The organism is Poritiphilus flavus (assembly GCF_009901585.1).
Lineage (GTDB): Bacteria > Bacteroidota > Bacteroidia > Flavobacteriales > Flavobacteriaceae > Poritiphilus > Poritiphilus flavus.
On record NZ_WXYO01000003.1, the window covers coordinates 294,396 to 312,841 of the forward strand.

10 protein-coding genes are annotated in these 18,446 nt (G+C 45.7%); 2 read left to right on the forward strand and 8 right to left on the reverse strand.

Annotation, left to right across the window (positions count from 1 at the left end; all coding sequences use genetic code 11):
* Nucleotides 1-115: 115 nt before the first annotated feature.
* Entirely contained in the window at nucleotides 116-2,569 is a 2,454-nt protein-coding gene (locus GTQ38_RS08330) for a M14 family zinc carboxypeptidase (RefSeq protein ID WP_161435033.1), read from the reverse strand.
* A 165-nt stretch (nucleotides 2,570-2,734) separates the two neighbouring features.
* Here GTQ38_RS08330 and bshC point away from each other — a divergent pair, with 165 nt between their 5' ends.
* The gene (gene bshC / locus GTQ38_RS08335; protein WP_161435034.1) at nucleotides 2,735-4,336 is read left to right on the forward strand and encodes a bacillithiol biosynthesis cysteine-adding enzyme BshC; all 1,602 of its coding nucleotides are present in this window, start codon (nucleotides 2,735-2,737) and stop codon (nucleotides 4,334-4,336) included.
* A gap of 59 nt (nucleotides 4,337-4,395) precedes the next feature.
* Nucleotides 4,396-5,766, forward strand: coding sequence for a pyridoxal phosphate-dependent decarboxylase family protein (locus GTQ38_RS08340; RefSeq protein ID WP_161435035.1), 1,371 nt, complete (start codon nucleotides 4,396-4,398; stop codon nucleotides 5,764-5,766).
* On the opposite strand, the gene GTQ38_RS08345 is transcribed toward GTQ38_RS08340, so the two are convergent.
* The 7 genes from GTQ38_RS08345 to GTQ38_RS08375 form a co-directional block, all read right to left on the reverse strand.
* The gene (locus GTQ38_RS08345; protein ID WP_161435036.1) at nucleotides 5,763-6,308 is read right to left on the reverse strand and encodes a pyridoxamine 5'-phosphate oxidase family protein; all 546 of its coding nucleotides are present in this window, start codon (nucleotides 6,306-6,308) and stop codon (nucleotides 5,763-5,765) included. The two genes, GTQ38_RS08340 and GTQ38_RS08345, sit on opposite strands and share 4 nt — an antisense overlap.
* A gap of 265 nt (nucleotides 6,309-6,573) precedes the next feature.
* Nucleotides 6,574-8,880, reverse strand: a complete 2,307-nt coding sequence (locus tag GTQ38_RS08350; protein ID WP_161435037.1) for a hypothetical protein — start codon at nucleotides 8,878-8,880, stop codon at nucleotides 6,574-6,576.
* Nucleotides 8,881-8,918: 38 nt separating this feature from the next.
* Nucleotides 8,919-9,917 carry a hypothetical protein gene (locus tag GTQ38_RS08355; RefSeq protein WP_161435038.1) on the reverse strand — a complete coding sequence of 333 codons (999 nt, stop codon included), beginning with the start codon at nucleotides 9,915-9,917 and terminating at the stop codon, nucleotides 8,919-8,921.
* Nucleotides 9,918-10,153: 236 nt separating this feature from the next.
* A complete protein-coding gene (locus GTQ38_RS08360) occupies nucleotides 10,154-12,031 on the reverse strand; it encodes a tetratricopeptide repeat protein (RefSeq protein ID WP_161435039.1) in 1,878 nt (625 codons plus the stop codon).
* A gap of 106 nt (nucleotides 12,032-12,137) precedes the next feature.
* A complete protein-coding gene (locus GTQ38_RS08365) occupies nucleotides 12,138-14,081 on the reverse strand; it encodes a thiol-activated cytolysin family protein (protein WP_161435040.1) in 1,944 nt (647 codons plus the stop codon).
* A gap of 236 nt (nucleotides 14,082-14,317) precedes the next feature.
* Nucleotides 14,318-16,192, reverse strand: coding sequence for a tetratricopeptide repeat protein (locus GTQ38_RS08370; RefSeq protein ID WP_161435041.1), 1,875 nt, complete (start codon nucleotides 16,190-16,192; stop codon nucleotides 14,318-14,320).
* A gap of 200 nt (nucleotides 16,193-16,392) precedes the next feature.
* Complete coding sequence (locus GTQ38_RS08375; RefSeq protein WP_161435042.1) at nucleotides 16,393-18,420, reverse strand: glycosyl hydrolase family 95 catalytic domain-containing protein; 2,028 nt, start codon at nucleotides 18,418-18,420, stop codon at nucleotides 16,393-16,395.
* Nucleotides 18,421-18,446 lie beyond the last annotated feature (26 nt).

The window sequence follows — 18,446 nt, forward strand, 5'->3', positions numbered from 1 at the left end:
CCCGGGACCTTTTCGCAACCAATTGGTCATTGCTTTTTTTCAACTATACGTTTATCCATGGCTACGTACTAGGCTAAGGCTAAAAGTACGCCAACAAGGACTATCTCTCTCCCACCTAATTCACCATAAAGAGGGCATTGGCAAAAAAGAGTTTCCCATTCTCCCAAAAACCTCTGAAAAGAGGGTTGTCTACCATGTAAACCACCTGCCCTTGCCCGTATTCTTCAACCCCAAAAACCAGGGTCTTCTCCATTTTCTTCTGGGCTTCACTACCAGCAAAACCGGCCACTGGTGAAGTGTCATTCTCAATATAGGCCACTGTGCCGTCTTTGAGGTAATCAAAGCTTTGGTTCCCGAGTTTTAAGCTGTAATAATTATTGCCATATCCGTAGGCGAGCGGATGTGTGGAATCTACCTTTGTTTTAAAAATGGCCCCGGTTATCGCGTCCTTGATCTGTTCTCGGGGAGTCTTGTCGTACTGCTTAACCTTGGTTTCGCTACTGTCCTTGGCAGATTCCTTTTCCGTAATGCCAAACCCCTTTTCACCGTCTATACTTTTGATCGCTCTTCCCATGGCGATGAGTTTTCCGCCATTAGCCACCCAGTCCTTTAGCTGTTCAAGATAGTCTTCATCCAGTAGTTCGCTATATCCCCAACCTCCCGGCAATACCAGGATGTCATAAGCAGAAAGGTCCACCTCTTTGATATAGCTCGCATCCAGTACGCTGATGGGGTAGCGCAATTGCCGTTCAAAAAAGTGCCAGATTTCTCCGAAGCGAAGGGTAGAGGTAGGATCACCTGATAAGACCGCTATTTTGGCTTTGGGGATCATTTGAACCCAGGAGGATCCGAAATCTTTTCCGCTCTCTACAAAACCGGTCGCGGCAGCGGTAAGAGGCTTGCCGTGCTCCCTGGATGTTGTCATTAACTGTTGAACGAAATCCGTAATGTTTTGATTATCTCCCTTTGTAATGATCAAACTACCCCGGGCGTATTTCTTTCCGTCCAGGGTGAATGGTTTCTTTGCAAATCGCACCCGGATCCCTTTTTGCAGCAAATCTGCCAGAAATCTGGCATCCGTCATACTATTCCAGTCTCCGAGGTAGGCATAGGCATTAGGGTCCAGGTTGCTCTGGCCGGAAGTGGTCTTTTGGAATTCGCCGCCGCTCACAAGGCTCTCAGAGGCAATGGCATTAAGTCCATATGCAAATGGGAGTGACCAGGCCGTTATATCGTAGGTCAGCGAGTCGCTGAGCTTGGCATTAGGTTCAAAAAGTACTTTTACCAGGGTTCCTTTGGTTTGGTTAGTGGAAACTATAAGGCTGTTATCTCCGGTCCGGGCACTTCCGTTTCTACCCGTCTGGTAATTATAGCCTTTAACGGTGCCACCTGTACCTGAACTGTATTTTATCTGGTGCTTGTCCAGAAGCGATGTAAGCGCCAGCATATTGTCTGCCTCTCCGTTAAGCACGTAACTTTTGTATTTGTAGTTCTTGTTTCTATAGAATTTTTTGAACTCTTCGTTAAGCTTTTCGACATTATTGGCGGCTACCTCTACCGTAGAAAGCCCGGTGGTATGATGATGGGCTATCCTGTCATTTAGAGTTAAGGTATCGCCGATCTTCATTTTTATACCAAGTCCGGCCCTGCCGCTGCCTCCCTGCTCATAGGTCATACCTATGGATCCATTATAGGTAGGGTAAGTGTCCCCATAACTGGGGTAGAAAAGGTCAAAAACCTCCTTGGTAAAATAGAACCATCCATTGGCATCGAAGTATCTCGCATGGTTTTTTCCAATGGTTTCCTGGAAATCCCGCTGGAAATCTGTTATCACCTCGTGAAAGGGCTCCGCAGCAGGGGCGAAATAATAAGGATTGTCCACGCCTTGTTCGTGAAAATCAACGTGTACATGAGGTAGCCACTTGTTGAATTTCTTCAAACGCTGCCTGCTTTCAAGTTGTGTGAGCCAGGCCCAGTCACGGTTGAGGTCGAACATATAGTGATTGCTTCTGCCGCTCCACCACCCCTCGTGGTGTTCCTTGCTGTTCGGGTCTACATTATACGGACTGTTTTTGTATTGATTGTACCAGTTTACATAGCGGTCTCTTCCGTCTGGATTGATACAGGGGTCTATGATAACCACTGTATTTTCAAGGTAGGAACTCTTATTGGTCAACAGCTCGTAAATGGTCTGCATAGATGCTTCTGTACTTACACTTTCATTACCGTGTACATTATAGCTTAGCCAGACAATAGCCTTTGTGGAATTACTTTCACCAGAGGTACTTTTAAGATGTTCCTCGCGAATAGATTCCAGATCATTGATATTTTGGGAGGTTGATACATAAGCGATCATCAACCTCCTACCCTCATTGCTCTTGCCGTATTCTTCAAGCTTTACCCGGTCTGCAGCGGCCTGGGAGAGGTACTCATAATAGTCTACCACCTGGTGATGCCGGGTAAAGCGCGAACCGAGTTCGTATCCGAGAAATTCAGATGGGGACTTGAGCTCCTGGGCATTCAAAAAGATCGTAAAAACAAGTGCTATTACAGAGAGGGTCTGTCTCATATACTTTGATTTGTCTGGTGATTCGCCAAATCTAAGGAATAATGACGAGTTTTCGCTTTTCGCGGCAGTTTGAATCCGATGGTCCGGTGAGTTTGGGTAATTAACGTATTTTTAGGAGAAGAAAAACCCAGGAATTTTATCTTTGGTCGGATTTTATTTCTTCAGATGGAAGTTGATTGTATTTCTTTTAGGCAAACCGGATACTTTTCAAATTTGATTTGTGATTATCTCTCCGAAAAAGAAAACCTGAAACCTTTTTATCACAGATTTCCCAATCTGGAAGCTTTCCAAAAACAAATACAGGAGAAACAGCAAACGTTTCCCCTGGAAAATCGCAGCGTGCTTGCCAGGGTTTTAGAGGAGCAGTATGCCGGAATGGACATCTCCAAAAAGACCAAAAGTAATATAGCCCTCCTGAGGGATGAACTTACCTTTACGGTGGTCACAGGACATCAGTTGAACCTCTTTACCGGGCCGCTTTACTTTTTATACAAAATCGTATCTACGATAAAGCTTACGGAAGCCCTCAAAAAAGCTTATCCTCAATATCACTTTGTTCCGGTCTATTGGATGGCTACCGAGGATCACGATTTTGAAGAGATCAATTACTTCAATTTTCGGGGTAAAAAGCTTCAATGGAGTAAGGATGCCTCCGGCGCAGTTGGAAAACTGGACACGGAAGGGCTGGACCAGGTGTTAGAGGCTTTTACTCAGATACTGGAACCTGGAAAAAACTCAGATAGCCTGAAAGCACTTTTTGAACAGGCCTACTTAGAGAATAACGATCTGAGCTCCGCTACCCGATATCTGGCTAATGAACTTTTTAAACCCTACGGCCTGGTGATCCTGGATGCAGACGATCACCGTTTGAAAACCTTGCTTACACCTTATATCAAAAAGGATATTCTTGAGAATTCCTCCTTTACAAAAGTTACCGAAGCGATTGCCGAACTCAGGGAACTGGACGGTCAGTACAATATCCAGGTAAACCCCAGGGAGATCAATTATTTCTACCTGCAAGATGGATTGAGGGAGCGTATTGTGGAGAAAGACGGAAAATATCAGGTGCTGAATACGGAGCTTGAATTTAGCAGGGAGCAATTGGTAGAAACCATAGATTCGCGACCTGAACGGTTTTCTCCCAATGTGATCACCAGACCTTTGTATCAGGAGGTGATCTTACCGAATCTCTGCTATATTGGCGGTGGAGGAGAACTGGCCTATTGGCTGGAACTTAAATCTTCCTTTGAGGCTTTGGAAATTCCCTTCCCAATCCTGCTTTTGCGTAATTCGGCGGTGCTGCTCTCCGAAAAACAAGGGAGAAAAATGGAGAAACTGGGATTAAAAGCCAGCGATCTGTTCCTAAAACAAAGCAGCTTTATAAACAAGAAGATCAGGGAGATCTCCAATATTGAGATCGATTTTAGCCCACAGAAGCAGTTGTTGGAAGAGCATTTTGAAAGCCTATACGAGCTTGCAGAGCAAACGGACCCTTCTTTTTTGGGTGCAGTCAAGGCACAGGAAGTCAAACAGAAAAAAGGTCTGGACCATCTGGAAAAACGTCTTTTAAAGGCCCAGAAAAGAAAGCTAAAAGACCAGGTGATCCGTATGACAGATCTGCAAAACGACCTCTTTCCGAATCAGAGTCTTCAGGAGCGAAACCAGAATTTTTCTGAATTGTACCTGCAGTTGGGAGATGATCTGATCCCTTTCCTAATGAAAGCGCTGGACCCGCTTCAACTTGAGTTTTTGATCGCCAAATACTGAGAGCTGCGAGCAGGGATCTATTTCCCTTTTCTACCCTACTTTTGTCAAAAATTATCCTGATGCACAATATCGATATTGCCTTGGTGGAAATGACATTGGATGTCATGAAATACGCTATCAACCGTATCACCAATACTTCTCCCGAACTGGGAAAACCTGAAAAAGCGGAAACCTTAAAGGAAAAGGTGGGAGATACCGTAACTCCGGAAGGGATAGGAGGGGAGAAGGCCTTTCAGTTATTCCGGGATGTACTGGTAAAGGCCACCGTTCCCATAGATCATCCCAGGCATTTGGCTTTTGTGCCTGCCGCGCCAACACGGGCTGCCGTGATGTTTGACCTGGTTACTTCCGCTTCCAGTATTCACGGAGCTTACTGGATGGAAGGAGCAGGAGGGATCTTTTGTGAGAACGAGGCGATGAACTGGCTGGTTTCCCTTACCGGAATGCCCGAAGGCGCATTTGGAGTATTTACCAGCGGGGGTACGGCTGCGAATTTATCTGCCATGGTCACAGCCAGGGAGTACTGGAGGCGCCGGGCCGAAAACCGGAATAGAAAAGGGCTGATCATCACTTCAGTGGGAGCTCACTCTTCTATAAAAGCTATGGCAAAGGTCATTGATGCGGATGTTTTGCTCGTGGAAGTGGAAGATCTGATGACGGCCGGGCATTTAAAGGCAAAGATAGCATCACTTTCATCGGAACAACGCCAGAGACTTTTTGCGGTGGTCGCCACAGGTGGCACTACCAATGCAGGGATAGTAGATGACCTGGAAAGCATTGCCGGGATCTGCCGCGAACAAAAACTTTGGTTTCACGTGGATGCCGCGTACGGCGGGGGAGCGCTGGTGGCAGACTCGGTGAGATCCCTGTTTAAAGGAATTGAACAGGCGGATAGTATTACCATAGACCCTCATAAATGGCTGTTTTCGCCTTACGATTGCGGTACCGTGATTTACCGGGATCCGGAATTAGCAAGAGAAGCGCATGAACAGGAAGGATCTTATCTGGAGATATTTAAGGACGAGGGAGCCCGGGGTTTTAATCCGGCAGACTATCAGATACAACTAACCCGAAGGCTGCGCGGCCTACCGCTGTGGTTTTCCCTGGCAACCCATGGAACTGACCGCTATAAATGGGCGGTTGAACGGGGGATTGAGCTGGCCAATCTGGCCGGGAAAATGATAACGGAAGACCCCAAGCTGGAACTCGTAAGACCTCCGAGCCTGTCTTGTGTGCTTTTCAGGCGTAAGGGCTGGCAGGAAGCGCAATACAAAGATTGGACATTTAAGAATCACCGCGACGGACTGGCACTTGTAGCCCCCACTAAATGGAAAACCAGGGATGCGGTGGAGACTGTGGCCAGATTTTGCTTTATCAATCCGGATACCACTGAAGAAGATATAAGGATAATCCTGGATACTATGAGCTAAGGTACCAGGAATTCTCCGGTCCACAGGCCCTGATCTTTGGAGAATCGAACGCGAATATGATCCGGGTCAGACAGTCTCAGGTACTCGATCTTAAAGGGAGTCACCTCTACTACACAGAAATAATCATCTTCCTTGAGGTAATCTAAGGGCCCTTGTCCTTCAAGGGCACTGCCCGGGGCCTTACTGGTTGTGTAGTCCCTCTTTCCTCTGGGGTCTATTCCCTCCCGGTGGCGGAGATAGGTCTCAGATCCGGTGTGAACAGTGGCGAGGCCTTCCACCTTTAGTTGCAACAGCTTTTCAGGATGATAGAACAACATCCCCACTTTGCTGTTTTCTTTGATGTGAATGATCTTTTTAGACCGTTGATCTGTATAAAAGAGAAGATCCATTTCTTCGGTAAGTTCTCGCAGAACAACGGTTCGTAGCCTTGCCATATGGTCTAAACCTACCGTACCAAGGGTAAAATAGCGGAAAGGATGCCCCTTTTTGGTAGCTCCCGACAACAATTCTTCTTTTATTTCGCTCCAGAAAACACTTGTCATTACAGGGCTTTTCAAATAAAATTAAAAAAAAATGAAAAAATAGGTAGGGTATTTTTAATGTTAGTTGTTTTATAATCAAATGCTGCGAAAAAGGAGTACTAAACTTCATCCTTTTGAAGCCCCAATCAAGAGGGTGAAGTTTTAAGAAAGATAATATTATTTGTGTCATAATAAGTTCATGTGTTTAGGTTGGTTTTTGATTTGAAAAGCCCTGACGTTAACGGTCAGGGCTTTTTCTTTGAGATCTATTAAAAGCAAGCGGTATTTAACGTCTGGCTTTAGCTCTTTGCTGTAATGCCTTTAATTCCTCAGAGGTATTACAACTTCCAAGCTCGAGCCGGGCACTTGCCACGATCTCAGAATTATTGAAGATATCAAAAGTGCCAACCTCTTTTTCTTCCCCGTTAATGACCATAAAATGGGTGTATTCTTTGGTTTCGTGATTGTACACAAACCCTACATCCCCCAACTGCTCTGTAAGTTCAGAAACACAGGCCTCCACGTTCTTTTTCAGGCCTTCCAATTCCTCCATGGTAGGGAGTTCATCAACAATAAGCTGGGCGTCAAAACGGATACCGTCCGCCTCCTGAATGTATTTTACATTATCAGCCGCTTCATTGAGTTGTGAAACTTGAGTTGAGTTGAGAATAGTGCGGTTTATTTTTATCGTTCTCTTGTTGGTTTGTTTCCACAAATTGCCGCATCCGAAGGTTTTATGACCATGGGTAATGGATACGGTAACACTCTTGTTTATTTTGTTCAGCCCGGCCAGATTCCGGAGAGCAGCTTCCAACTCTGTTCTGGTCTGGGCGTTGTCATTGGAATTGTTTACGGCGTTTTTCAGTCGGGTAAGCGCGTCCTTGTACGGTTTGACCGCGCTTTTTACTACTGCGGCAATATTGTCACTACAGAGTTTGCGATTGTTGTCATTCAATATTTTGTTAGCCTGACTTCTTCCACTTTTAATGCCATTGTCTTCTGCAGTATTTATTTCAGCCAGGGCCCGGTCAATGATCCCCGGTAGGGCAGTTCTTAATCCTCTCAGGCTGAGCTCAAATTCGTAGTTCTCATTGGCTTTTTCCAGGTCTTCCAGGGCTTTTTCCGTGGTTTCAATAGCTTGATCGATCTGGGCCGTAACCGTCTCTGAAATACCATCAGTAAAGTTATTCGGCGCTGTGGCAATACAGCGAGTCTCGTCCTTAGTGATTATAGCTGTGGCACCCCAGACATCATCGCCGGAAACTACTTCTCCCGTCATAGTAAATTCGTTCTGAGTAAGCCTTAAAGAGCCCTGTACACCTTGATTTCCAGTAGGCATTTCCAATCCCAGTGAGCCGGACAGCCCCAGATCAAATGCTCCTGTTTCTTCTACATAACCATAAGCGTTTAGGTTTCCATTGGGTTTTACAGGAATAAAGTCTGGCCACCAGGAAAGGTCTGGCTCTACCAGGCCGTTCACAAAAGCCTGTGCTTTAATGCCCTCCTTTGAGCTGGCTTCCGCTACAATAGCTGTACTGCCCTTGCCAATAGGGAAACCAAAGGAAATGATGCCCTTAATATCCGCTGAAAAGTTGATATTACCATTGATCCCGGCCCTGTAACCATATCCGATTTCAGAATTCATAGGCTCCTTTAGGTTGAAATCTACGCTGAAACCTTTGTTTTGGTAGTACAGGCCGCTGGCTTCAAGCACTTTCCAAAAAGAAAAGGTACCACCGGTAACCGATTTTGCATCAAAAGAAACAATGTTTTCAACAGGCAGGCTGGGTTCATAGACCAAATTTGCCCCGTATGAAGCGCCAAAGCTAACGCCCATTACTTCCCCATCATCTTCATTGTTTCCATTACCATCGTTGTTCCCATCTCCGTTGTTTCCGTCACCATTGTTATTTCCATCCCCGCTGTTATTTCCTAAAGCACTACCACCCAGGGAATAGAAGAACATAGGGTCGGTAAAGTCCTGTATCAGAGTAATATGGCCGCCAACCGGAACGGCAATAGTAATGGGTTTAGTGGCATCAGGATCGTCATTGGCCCCAACGCTTACTTCAAGCGCTACCGCAATGGCGAATACAAAATAATGGCGGTCGTCTTTCAGCTTGATTTCAAAATTGCGGTTTTCGTTCAGGAATTTCCCGCTAAAGAAGCCCACGTCCGCGGAGACCGGATCCGCAATTTCAAAGTAGTTAGAAGGAGAAGGTACCTCTGCCGTACCGCTGATGCTCATCAAACTACCGTCCTCATTGAATTCCACATCAAGGTCTGCTTCATTAAAGACCACTGTTTCGCCTGATTCGGTTTCCATACTGAGCTTTCCTTCCACCATATAGCCGTTCTCAGTTTCGGTAACATTGCCCTCGGGCTTCAAATCTTCCCTGTTAAGCTCTCCGGTGATCCCTCCTGCATTGTCATTGCAGCTATCCGCACAGAGTTCAGGATTGCTGCACGGGTCTGATTTACAGGGATCGCTCCCAATGGGTTCAAAATTCGACTCGTCCTTGCTGCAGTTAAGTGTAACTGCAATGGAAAGCAAGAGAAGAAGTATTCTGGAAATTCTGATCTGTGGTTTCATAATGGCGTTTTTGTGGTTAAACAATAATTCTTTAGGACCTAATCCCATTGGATCGTTGTGGTGCTCAATCCCTGATAGGCATAGGTTGATCCGCTACTGGGATCGTTCACATATTCCTCCACTTCACCTGATTGAAAATGAAAGGCTTCTGAGGAGTCCTTTCTGGATGCACCGTTACGTGGAGCATAGTACATGGACAAATAGCCGGTAGTATTCACCGGGGAGTAATTGTATTTAAGTACAAAGAAGGCTTCTCTGTCTTCACTGGTTTTTTCAGGTAAAGGATTGCCGATCGCGGTATAGCCTTCTCTAAAACCAGTCTCAGAAATTCTCACCTTATTACCTTCGGTTACTTCAAAAACCCCTGATCCAGAGAAAAAGCGAATAGCAAACAGGTAGCTCCCTTCCGGCATAGTCGCATCTGTGACATTGGTTATAGAGAAACCGAGGGTATCGGAATTGCCGAGACTGGTTCCTATAAGGACCGGAAATGAATAATCTTCTTTTGAGGTCCCGCTATAGGAGACATCTTCCATTTCCTCTTCCAGGCTTTCGAATTCCTCGGCGGTAATTTCTATCCAATCCCCTTGCTCGGCTGCCAGATAAGCATCCCTGGAGGTTGTAAGCAGGCCTTCAATAACGTCAACAAAATCCGTAAGGGTTATGGTAATGGTGGCTGTTAGCGATTCGCTGCCGTTTGAAACCGTGATTGTTCCGCTTACAACAGTGTTCAGCTCGTAATCAAAAACGGATTCATCTGCTACAGAAACCTCTAAAGTGGCAGGGTCAAAGGCAAAGGCATCGCTACTCAATGTGTGGGTAAGGCTTCCCGGAAGGTCTGTAGTTAAGGAGCCGAGTATAAAACCTGCCTCCGGGTTTTCTACTATAGTGGCCTCGAGGTCACTTATAGTGTATTCTGGATCTGGATTACCGTCAGGGTCTTGCTCGTCTTCTGAATCATCGCTGCTGCAGGCTAATGCAAGGATCAGAAAGGGGAAAATGAGCCATCTTTTGCAAAGTGTTTTTTGTGTTTTCATCCTTAGCTGTTTTTGTGGTTCAACATTCTGGGTTTTTGTGTATCTCGCCGGGCCTGGTCTGCAGCCCATCGCCAGGCAAGACCACAAAAACGGATTGTTATCTTATTCCTCGTAATTAGATAACAACTCAAACATATAATGTAATAATCCGGTCTAAAAATTTCCAGGGGGTACAAAGGGGGTACACCTCAAAGTATCAATAAAATCAGGTCTTTTCCGGGGATCAGCTGTTCACGCTATATCTGCATTACGGTGTTTTCAAGGGACTCCTTAGGGTTGAGCCCCATCTTTTTACGCAGCCTCTGACGGGCTTTTTTAATTCCATCCGCGGAGACGTTCAAAATGATAGCGATTTCCTTGGAAGACATATTCATTTTAAGCAAAGCCATAAAGCGAAGCTCATTTTTGGTTACCTCCGGGTAGAGCGATTTTACGTTTTTACTGAAGTCCTTATGGACCTGCTCAAAATACTGTGTGAAGTTCTCCCAGTTTTTGTCATCCTGCTTGTCAAAATTGATAGTGCGGATCAGTTGTTCATAACCGCCCTGATTTTGGCTTAGCTTCAATTCCCTGGCTTTCTGTATCACTCTTTCCAGGACTTCGTTTTTCTTAGCCAGGTGCAAGGCATGCGTGGTGAGTTCTTTTTTCTTAAAAGCCAGTTCCGCATCTACCCTTTGTTTCTCTGCTCTGTTCCGCTTCATTTTTTGGCGGATGGCGTAAAATCCGATTATGGATAAGAGCAGGCCAATCCCCATGACTAGCCGCTGAAGATTCCCTATTTCAGCTTTTTGCTCCAACAAACTGATTTCCTGGTTTTGCAAGGCTATTTGCTGTTCCTTGGTCTCTATGTCAAAAATGGCGCGCATTTCCTCAATTTGTTCTGATTTTCTGATGTTGAAGATGCTGTCATTTAGTTCGTTGTATTTGGAAAAATCCTGATATGCGGCCTGGTAGTCCCTTAGTTGAATGAAGGATTCTGAACGCCTGAGATAAGATTCAGCCGCATCCGCAAGAGACCGCAGGCTGTCCGAGATCACAATGGCCTTTTCCAGATGAGATATTGCCGCTTCCGGCTGATTCATTTTGTTGTATAAAAGCCCGAGACTGGAATAGGTTTTGTTGATCTCTGTAGGGTTGTCCATTTCGCTGTATACCTCAAGTGAACGATTAAGGCTTTCCCGGGCTTCCGGGAACTTGTTCAATGTAATATAGGCGTTGCCCAATAGATCATGGGCGGCAGCCTCCTTCAGCTGGAATCTGTTTTCGTCCGCGATCTTTATCGAATTCTTAAGGTATTCTACGGCCTCATCTGCCCGGTGCAGAAGCAGCATGTTTTCCCCGATGTGCCTCAATGCGTCGCATGCCCAAAGCAGGTCCTTGAATTCCTCATAGACCTTATAAGCCTGGTTGAAATGGATTATACTCTGTTCATAATTTGTCATTTTCATTTCGATTTGGCCGAGCAAGGTGTAGGCGTCTGCCTCAAAAAGAGGATCTCCAGCCCTTTCCTGATACAGTTCCAGGCTGCGCAAACCGTGTTTTAGCGCCAGGTTATAGCGGCCCCGCCGCAAATTCATTTCCGAAAGCTCATAAAAGGTAGATCCGATATATTTAAAATCTATTTCCCTGGCTACAGCAATTGTATCTCGATTTTCAAATAGCTCAATACTCTTTTTTAAATATTCCTCGGCCTCCTTAAACTCATTTTTACGTGCCAGCAGCACAGCAAATCGGTTGTTTGCCGTCAGTATGCCTCCTATGTTCTGTGATCTGGTCACTACATCCAGGGTAGCTTGATGGTAATATTGGGCAGAATCCAGTTCGTCCTTATTTAGAAAATATGAGCCCAGTTGGTTGTAGCCTAGTCCAACCCCGTGTTCGTAGTTGATCTCTTTGGATATACGAACCATTTGGTGGGCGTATTTGTAAGCCTTTTCAGGGTTTGTATAGGTCAGGTTTTGCAGTACCAAAGTACCTATCCGAATCTTGGTGGTATCGTTCGGCCGATTATGATATACGGCCAATAAACTGTCTATATTTTTATATTCCTGTGCGCTTGAGGAGATTGTAAATATCCACACCATTGTCAGGAACAGTATTACTGTAGATTTCATAGCGGATACGTTTGTATTAAATGTAATGAATACCAGTTAGTTAGGCGATGTTGGAAACCCCGACTTTTGTAGCCGGGGTATCTTTAAACTAACTCAAAAAAGGACACTAATTGATTACCCAGGGTCCGTCCCATCGGTCCGGATCAGTGGCAAAAGAAAACCACTCCTGAATTTCGTCTCCTGCTTCATTTACAAAGAGGTATCTCACGCTGCTGCCTCCAAGGGAAAAGTTTGTGGCTGCGCCTACTTTTTCAAACTGATCACCTCCGACCTCAGGACCATTCTCAAACCAATCCTTTGAGCTTACTGGATTTGACCAACTTCCAGCGCCGGTGCGCGTATAGATCTGGTATCGTTCTCCGGGCTTACCGAAGTAGGCCATCTTTACGGCACCTATTCGCAATCCGGCCTCAAAGCCGTCGGTTCCTATTACAAAGTTTCCGCTATCCCCAAAAACCTCGTTCACCAGCAGGACGCTACCAGCTGAACCGATCGGGCCAGGGGGTAATGTGTTTGCAGTATATGGATCAAATCTGAAGATTTGAAGCTTGAACCCGTCAACATCGGTGATATAAAGCCTCGGGTCTGCATCATCGGGAAAGCGGGCTGCGGAGCCTACATTTTCTAGTTCTAAACCGCCCAAGGGACCATCAGGGTCTGCAATATCAAAGATCCTTCTGTTCCCATCACTCAGAATTCCAGGGGTGTTGCCATTAAACCAGGCATATTTATCTCCCGCCTTGTTGAATACGAGAACGTCACTGCCAAATAGATTCGCTACTGCTCCTATCCCGTCGTCAAACAAGTCTACAAGGTCCTTGTATAGTCCGGGAGGTAAAATACCTTTTAACTCGCATTCCACCACGTCGTATTCTGTGGCAATGCTGGTGCCTACGATTCGGTCGGGCCTTTTTACACTTCGAACAACGTAGGAGAGCGGTAAACCAGCTCTGATATCGGTATCTTCCGCCAGTTTGTCTGCAATATCCGCTATAGTGGACTCTCCGGCCAGCTGAAAAGTACCTTTTGCATCACCGCCGTAAGCGATAACCTTGATCTTTAGGTCTTTGAGTTCCTGGAATGCGTTTACCTTCACTTCACCTTCAACCTGATTTCTAAATGCGCCATAAGCTACATTGAGTTTGGCAGACATTTCTTGTCTGCTTGAAGTAGACTCAATCAACATATAGAAGATCCTGCCGTAAGTCACGGAAGAAATAAAGGTAGCAGGATTGTCTGCCTGAACATAGGTAGCCAGATCCTCCGGTGTTACGCTTGAATCAAAGATCTCTTCCAGGCTGGTAGGCAGATCAAAACTCATAGTGTAATAAGACTGGTTGAGTTTTACCAGGGTACGATTGAATTGCTTTTCGGTGCTAAAAGACATGTCTGAAGAAACCTTGGTAGTAAAAGTTTTTACGTCCAGGCCAAGCTCAACCGCAAGCTGGCTTTCACTTTCAATCTGAACGATATCCAGTTGGAAATTGGCAGCGGTTACTTCTCCGGCTCCGGCGATAATATTGTTCATCGCGTTTTGAACACTGCTCTTGGTTACTTCATCCACATCGAAATTGGAGTTCAGATTCCCGTTGTTTAAATTGTATGAAATGGATCCTCCGGCCCTTTTTACAACAATGGGTGAAGGGGTGGCATCCGATAGGGTTTTTCCTTGCAGAAGGGCTCCCGGATAGATAACATCCGCTGTGGTATTGAACAGCGGAAATTGTCCGTTGCCATCCAGAACACTGAGCGTTTTCCTGGTGCAAACGAATCTTCGCTCAACCGTCTCATCTTCGTCATCCTTCTCCTCATAATCCTCATTTTCAGGTGGAAATTCCTGCAGTACCTCTTCGGTTCGAGACTGTGGGAAGGAGGCTACATCCGCTCCCAGGGCTACAACTTCGTCGAAACTCGTCGGAGTTGGTTGTGGGTCAGGGTTACCATCCGGACCGGGTTCTTCACCTCCGTCGTCCGAACTACTACAGGCCAGGGCCAGTACAAGTAATGGCATGATCAACCATTTTCTGATCAACTCGTTTTGTGATTTCATGATACTTTGTTTTGTGGTTATACTTCTTGTTATTTTGTGCGACTTGCCCGGTAACGGTCTGCAGCCCTTAGCCGAGCAAGACCACAAAACGGTTGTCTTAAAAGGCATGATTGCCAAAAGACATCACAAACCTAGGCTGCTGATTTCAGGCTAAAAAAAATCGAAGGTGGACAAAGGGTGGACACCCCAAAACTTTTAGAGGGACAAAAAGGGGACAGGTTCCGGATGCCCCGTAACTAAAGGGATAAGACCATATCCTGAAGGGATTCCTCGGAGGAGATATCCAGCTTTTTACGCAGCCGGTAACGGGCTTTTTTAATGCCCTCCTGGGAGATATTAAGGATATTTGCGATTTGTTTGGAAGACAGATTCATCTTCAATAAAGCCATTAGGCGGAGCTCATTTGAAGTAACCTGAGGGAATTTAGATTTCACATTACTGTTAAAATCCTTGTGTACCTCTTCAAAGTAGCGGGCAAAATTTTCCCAGTTGTTATCGTCCTGCAGATCAAAATTAATCGTGCGGATCAATTGTTGATAACCTCCGTTGGAATTCTCATTGGCTTTGAGCTCTTTAGCCTTCTGTTTCAGGCTTTCCAGGGTTTCATTTTTCCGAGCCAAATGCAAAGCGTGGGTGGTGAGCTCTTTCTTTTTGAAGGCCAGTTCCGCATCCACTTTTTCCTTTTCGGCCTTGTTTCTCTTTAACTTCTGACGGATACCGTAGAAACCTAGTAATGATAGCAGTAAGGCGCCCCCCAAGAGTATCTGCTGCAGGCGGGTTATTTCAGCCTTTTGCTCCAGCAGGTCGATCTCTTTTTCCTGTAGTACGATTTGCTGCTCCTTTTTTTCAGTGTCGTATATGGTCCTTAACTCCTCAATTTGCTGAGACTTGGTAGTATTGAAAATAGAATCTTTTAAGAGGGAGTGCTGTTTGTAATCCCTTAGGGAAAGGTCCTTATTTCCCTGTGCCTCACGTGCAATAGACCTTATTAGATAAGAATTACTGAGTTCCGGAAGTGATCCAAGCTGCTCGGACAACGCTATGGCCTCGGTAGTTCGGGTTACTGCAGACTGACTATTCCCCATTTCCAGCGCTAAGCTGGCCAGTTCATTGAGGTCCTCCGCTTTTTCTTTCCTGAAGCCGGAACCATCGTGTAGCTTAAGGGCCTGGTTCAGAAAGTTTTCCGAGGCGCGATAATTCCCGATGTAGCGGTTTGCAATACCCAATTTGGCCAGTGCAGCAGCTTCTACATCGATGAATTTATGTTCCCTTCCTATTTGCAATGCATCTTCAAACTGCTCAAGAGCGAGATCATAATTTTCTATTGCCATATAAGCGGTACCCAGGTCTATGGCTGTCTGCCCCCTGTATTCGTGGTAATCGTGATCAGCAAAAATATCGTAGGCCCGTTTTGAGTAGTCGATAGCTTCTTTATAATGCTTTCTCCTGTACTCGATAACCCCCAATTCCTGAAGTGCATTTCCTATGCGCCTGGTATGCCCTATCTCCTCAAAAAATCGCAGTGCTTCCAGGGCCTGTTCCACGGCAAGTCTGTAGTTTCCCTTTTCCTTGTAAATTTCGGCCTTACCCTGATATTCCGCGCCTATCTTATTGAAACCTTCAAGATCCGAGTTTTCAATATCCGGATGCTGGTAAATACCGATATTTTCCTCGTAGTAATTCAGCGCCTGGTCGTAGTTTCCAAGTTTTTTTTCCAGGCTTGCCAGGGCGTGATTGATAAACAATTTACCTCTAAGACTACCCATCTCCTCAAACTTTCGTTTGGAAAGCTGATAATAATATCGGGCGGAATCCATCTGGCCTACATTCTCGTGATAGGTACCCATGTGAAGTATGCTGGCGCTAATGCCCTTTTTGAAATCCAGGCGGGTGGCCAGTTCGTTTTCCAGGCGTGCGTATTTCAGGGCCTGGTCTGAGTCGGTGAACATGAGCTTTTCGAAAAGCGTGCCGTAGGCCGCAACGCGTTTCTTGCTGTCAGGCATCTCAGCGGCTGCCCTGGCCAGGCTGTCTACCTGCTCCGTCCACTGCGAGAAAAGTGAACTTCCCGGGCAAAGGAAAAATAGGGCCAGTAAGAGTCTTATGTTTTGCACCTTCAAATCAAATCAAGCCTGGACCTAAAAAACAATTTGAGGACCACGCTTGATACAAGGGAACACGGAAATCTTGGTCAGCGAGGTAAAAAGTTACTTAGGCCCTTTAAAAATAAGACTTTTAATTCAAAATCAGAATAAGGATCCAAGCCCAAAAACCAACCCCTGCTGCGCAGGTACTCACTTGATCCTTTTTTTTGCTAGTCTATACGATAGGTCTTATTATCAGGCCCAACGCCCTTAATAGTCAGTGACTTCCACTCTCTGGGCAGAATAGGATCCTTCTGAACTATCCCATCATCGGTAATATCCAGCCCTCCAAATCCAAAAAGCACTACCTGCAACATCCCACCCGCACCGGTTGCAAAATAAGGGTACTCACCGGTAGCCGTCTCCGATAAAGCTCCAAAAGGAGGTCTTTTGTTAGGTTCGTAGGAACGCTTGAAAAGACGATAGGCCTCCTTGGCATCTCCTAATCGGGCGTAGAGCACCGCGAATACTGACTGGCCCATGGCCGGGCCTTCGGGTGATAGTTTTGGCTCATAGTATTTCAGGTCTTTTCTGATGGTTTCCTCATCATCAATAACATGCAGGGGATAGGATAAGAGGTTAACATCTGCCTGCTTGATGATATCGCCGTCATAGGTACTGTGTTCCATGGTTGTTCCGTCCGGGAATTTGTAGAGTTTGATTTTGGATGCCACATCAGCCCAGGAAGGGTCCGCGGTTTCTCCAACGGTTTCAGCCGCTTTTACGGCAAACTGCAGCGCGGTAATGGCAGATCCATTGGTAAAGGCATTATCGTCCACATTAGGGGCAAACTCGTTGGCGCCCACTACGTTTTTAATGCTGTAACTGCCGTCGTCATTTTTTACGGCACGGCTCACCCAGTAATCCGCGACGGCTTTGATAAGCGGATATCCTCGTTCCCTGAGCCAATCCATATTTTTCGTAACCCTGTAGTAATTCCAAAAGGCAATGGCCACATCCGCGGTAATATGGTGTTCAAAAGTGCCGGTAAGCGCCCAGGCAGGAGTGGATTCTTCGCCGGTATCGTCACTTTCCCAGGGAAACATAGCTCCCTTATAACCAAAATTGATGGCTTTCTCCCTGGCTTTGCCCAATCGGTCAGAGCGGTAGTTGACCAGGGATCTGGAGATATCCTGATTTAAAAGGAGCAGGGGAGGAAACATCCAAAGCTCTGTATCCCAAAAGATATGTCCGTTGTAATTCTGGCTGGAAAGACCCATAGGGGCGATGCTCAGATCGGAATCCCCACGTGAAAAAGCGTAAAGGTGGTATAGGGCCAGGCGAATATCCAATTGGTCTTCAAGATTACCTTCAATTTCAATATCGCCCTGCCATAGATCTTCCCAAAGCTCTTTGTGTTGTTTGAGCAACGCATCACGAGGAGTGAGCAGATTGAAGATCACAAAGCGTTCCGACTCCGATTGCGGGTCTTCAAAATCCTGGGTTGAACACTCGGCCCCTGTCCAGGCAAATTCATATACCTCACCCTTCTTTAACTCTTTTTCGAAGGAGAGGTAATTCTCGTAATCCGAAACTTTTTCATGTATCAATTCCGGTCGCTGATGTTCCCTTGTTGAATTTATGGCATGCCAGATAAAGGTCGCTGAGGTTCCGACGATATGTCTTCCAAAACGACTTTTAGCTACCGTCTGAAGTATAGGCATAGTGGTTTCAAGATCCCTTAATACCCTGAATGTGCTCACCGGTTCCTGATACTCTTCAGGAGTACTTATCTTCCCGGTCATTTTGAGTGAAATGGATTTTGTAGGAATCACCTTAACATCTATATAACCAGTGTATTGAATGTTTCTAAGTGCATAAACAGTATAAGTAATTTCTGCTTTGTCCTTAAACTTGAATGAAGTGGTAAAACCTGCGGTTTTCATGTTCAGGGTTTGCTGAAAATCGCTGATATTTTCTTCGGTTATTAGTTCACCATCTATGGTCATATCCAGATTGGCAAAATTCATTCCCAGTAAAATTTTGCTTACACCGAGCGGTGCCTCCTTATCGTAAACATTGTTTAGGATTACGGAACGCGTTGCAAATGGTTTGTCTTCAGGAAGTATCCCGATCCGTCCATTGGCGGTTACTATGCCAGTGTACTTTTCTACTTTTCCGGAGGAGAGTGTCCATCCTTCCTGGGCAAAAACGGAAACGGTCAATATTGTAAAAAGCGCGGTGGTTATTTTTTTCATTGGATAACTTTTTTGATGGTATGTAT

Bases quoted from the DNA above. Each gene is read 5' to 3' on its own strand.
- GTQ38_RS08330 (WP_161435033.1), bottom strand. From the start codon at position 2,569: ATGAGACAGACCCTCTCTGTAATAGCACTTGTTTTTACGATCTTTTTG.
- bshC (WP_161435034.1), top strand. From the start codon at position 2,735: ATGGAAGTTGATTGTATTTCTTTTAGGCAAACCGGATACTTTTCAAAT.
- GTQ38_RS08340 (WP_161435035.1), top strand. From the start codon at position 4,396: ATGCACAATATCGATATTGCCTTGGTGGAAATGACATTGGATGTCATG.
- GTQ38_RS08360 (WP_161435039.1), bottom strand. From the start codon at position 12,031: ATGAAATCTACAGTAATACTGTTCCTGACAATGGTGTGGATATTTACA.
- GTQ38_RS08355 (WP_161435038.1), bottom strand. From the start codon at position 9,917: ATGAAAACACAAAAAACACTTTGCAAAAGATGGCTCATTTTCCCCTTT.
- GTQ38_RS08365 (WP_161435040.1), bottom strand. From the start codon at position 14,081: ATGAAATCACAAAACGAGTTGATCAGAAAATGGTTGATCATGCCATTA.
- GTQ38_RS08350 (WP_161435037.1), bottom strand. From the start codon at position 8,880: ATGAAACCACAGATCAGAATTTCCAGAATACTTCTTCTCTTGCTTTCC.
- GTQ38_RS08375 (WP_161435042.1), bottom strand. From the start codon at position 18,420: ATGAAAAAAATAACCACCGCGCTTTTTACAATATTGACCGTTTCCGTT.
- GTQ38_RS08345 (WP_161435036.1), bottom strand. From the start codon at position 6,308: ATGACAAGTGTTTTCTGGAGCGAAATAAAAGAAGAATTGTTGTCGGGA.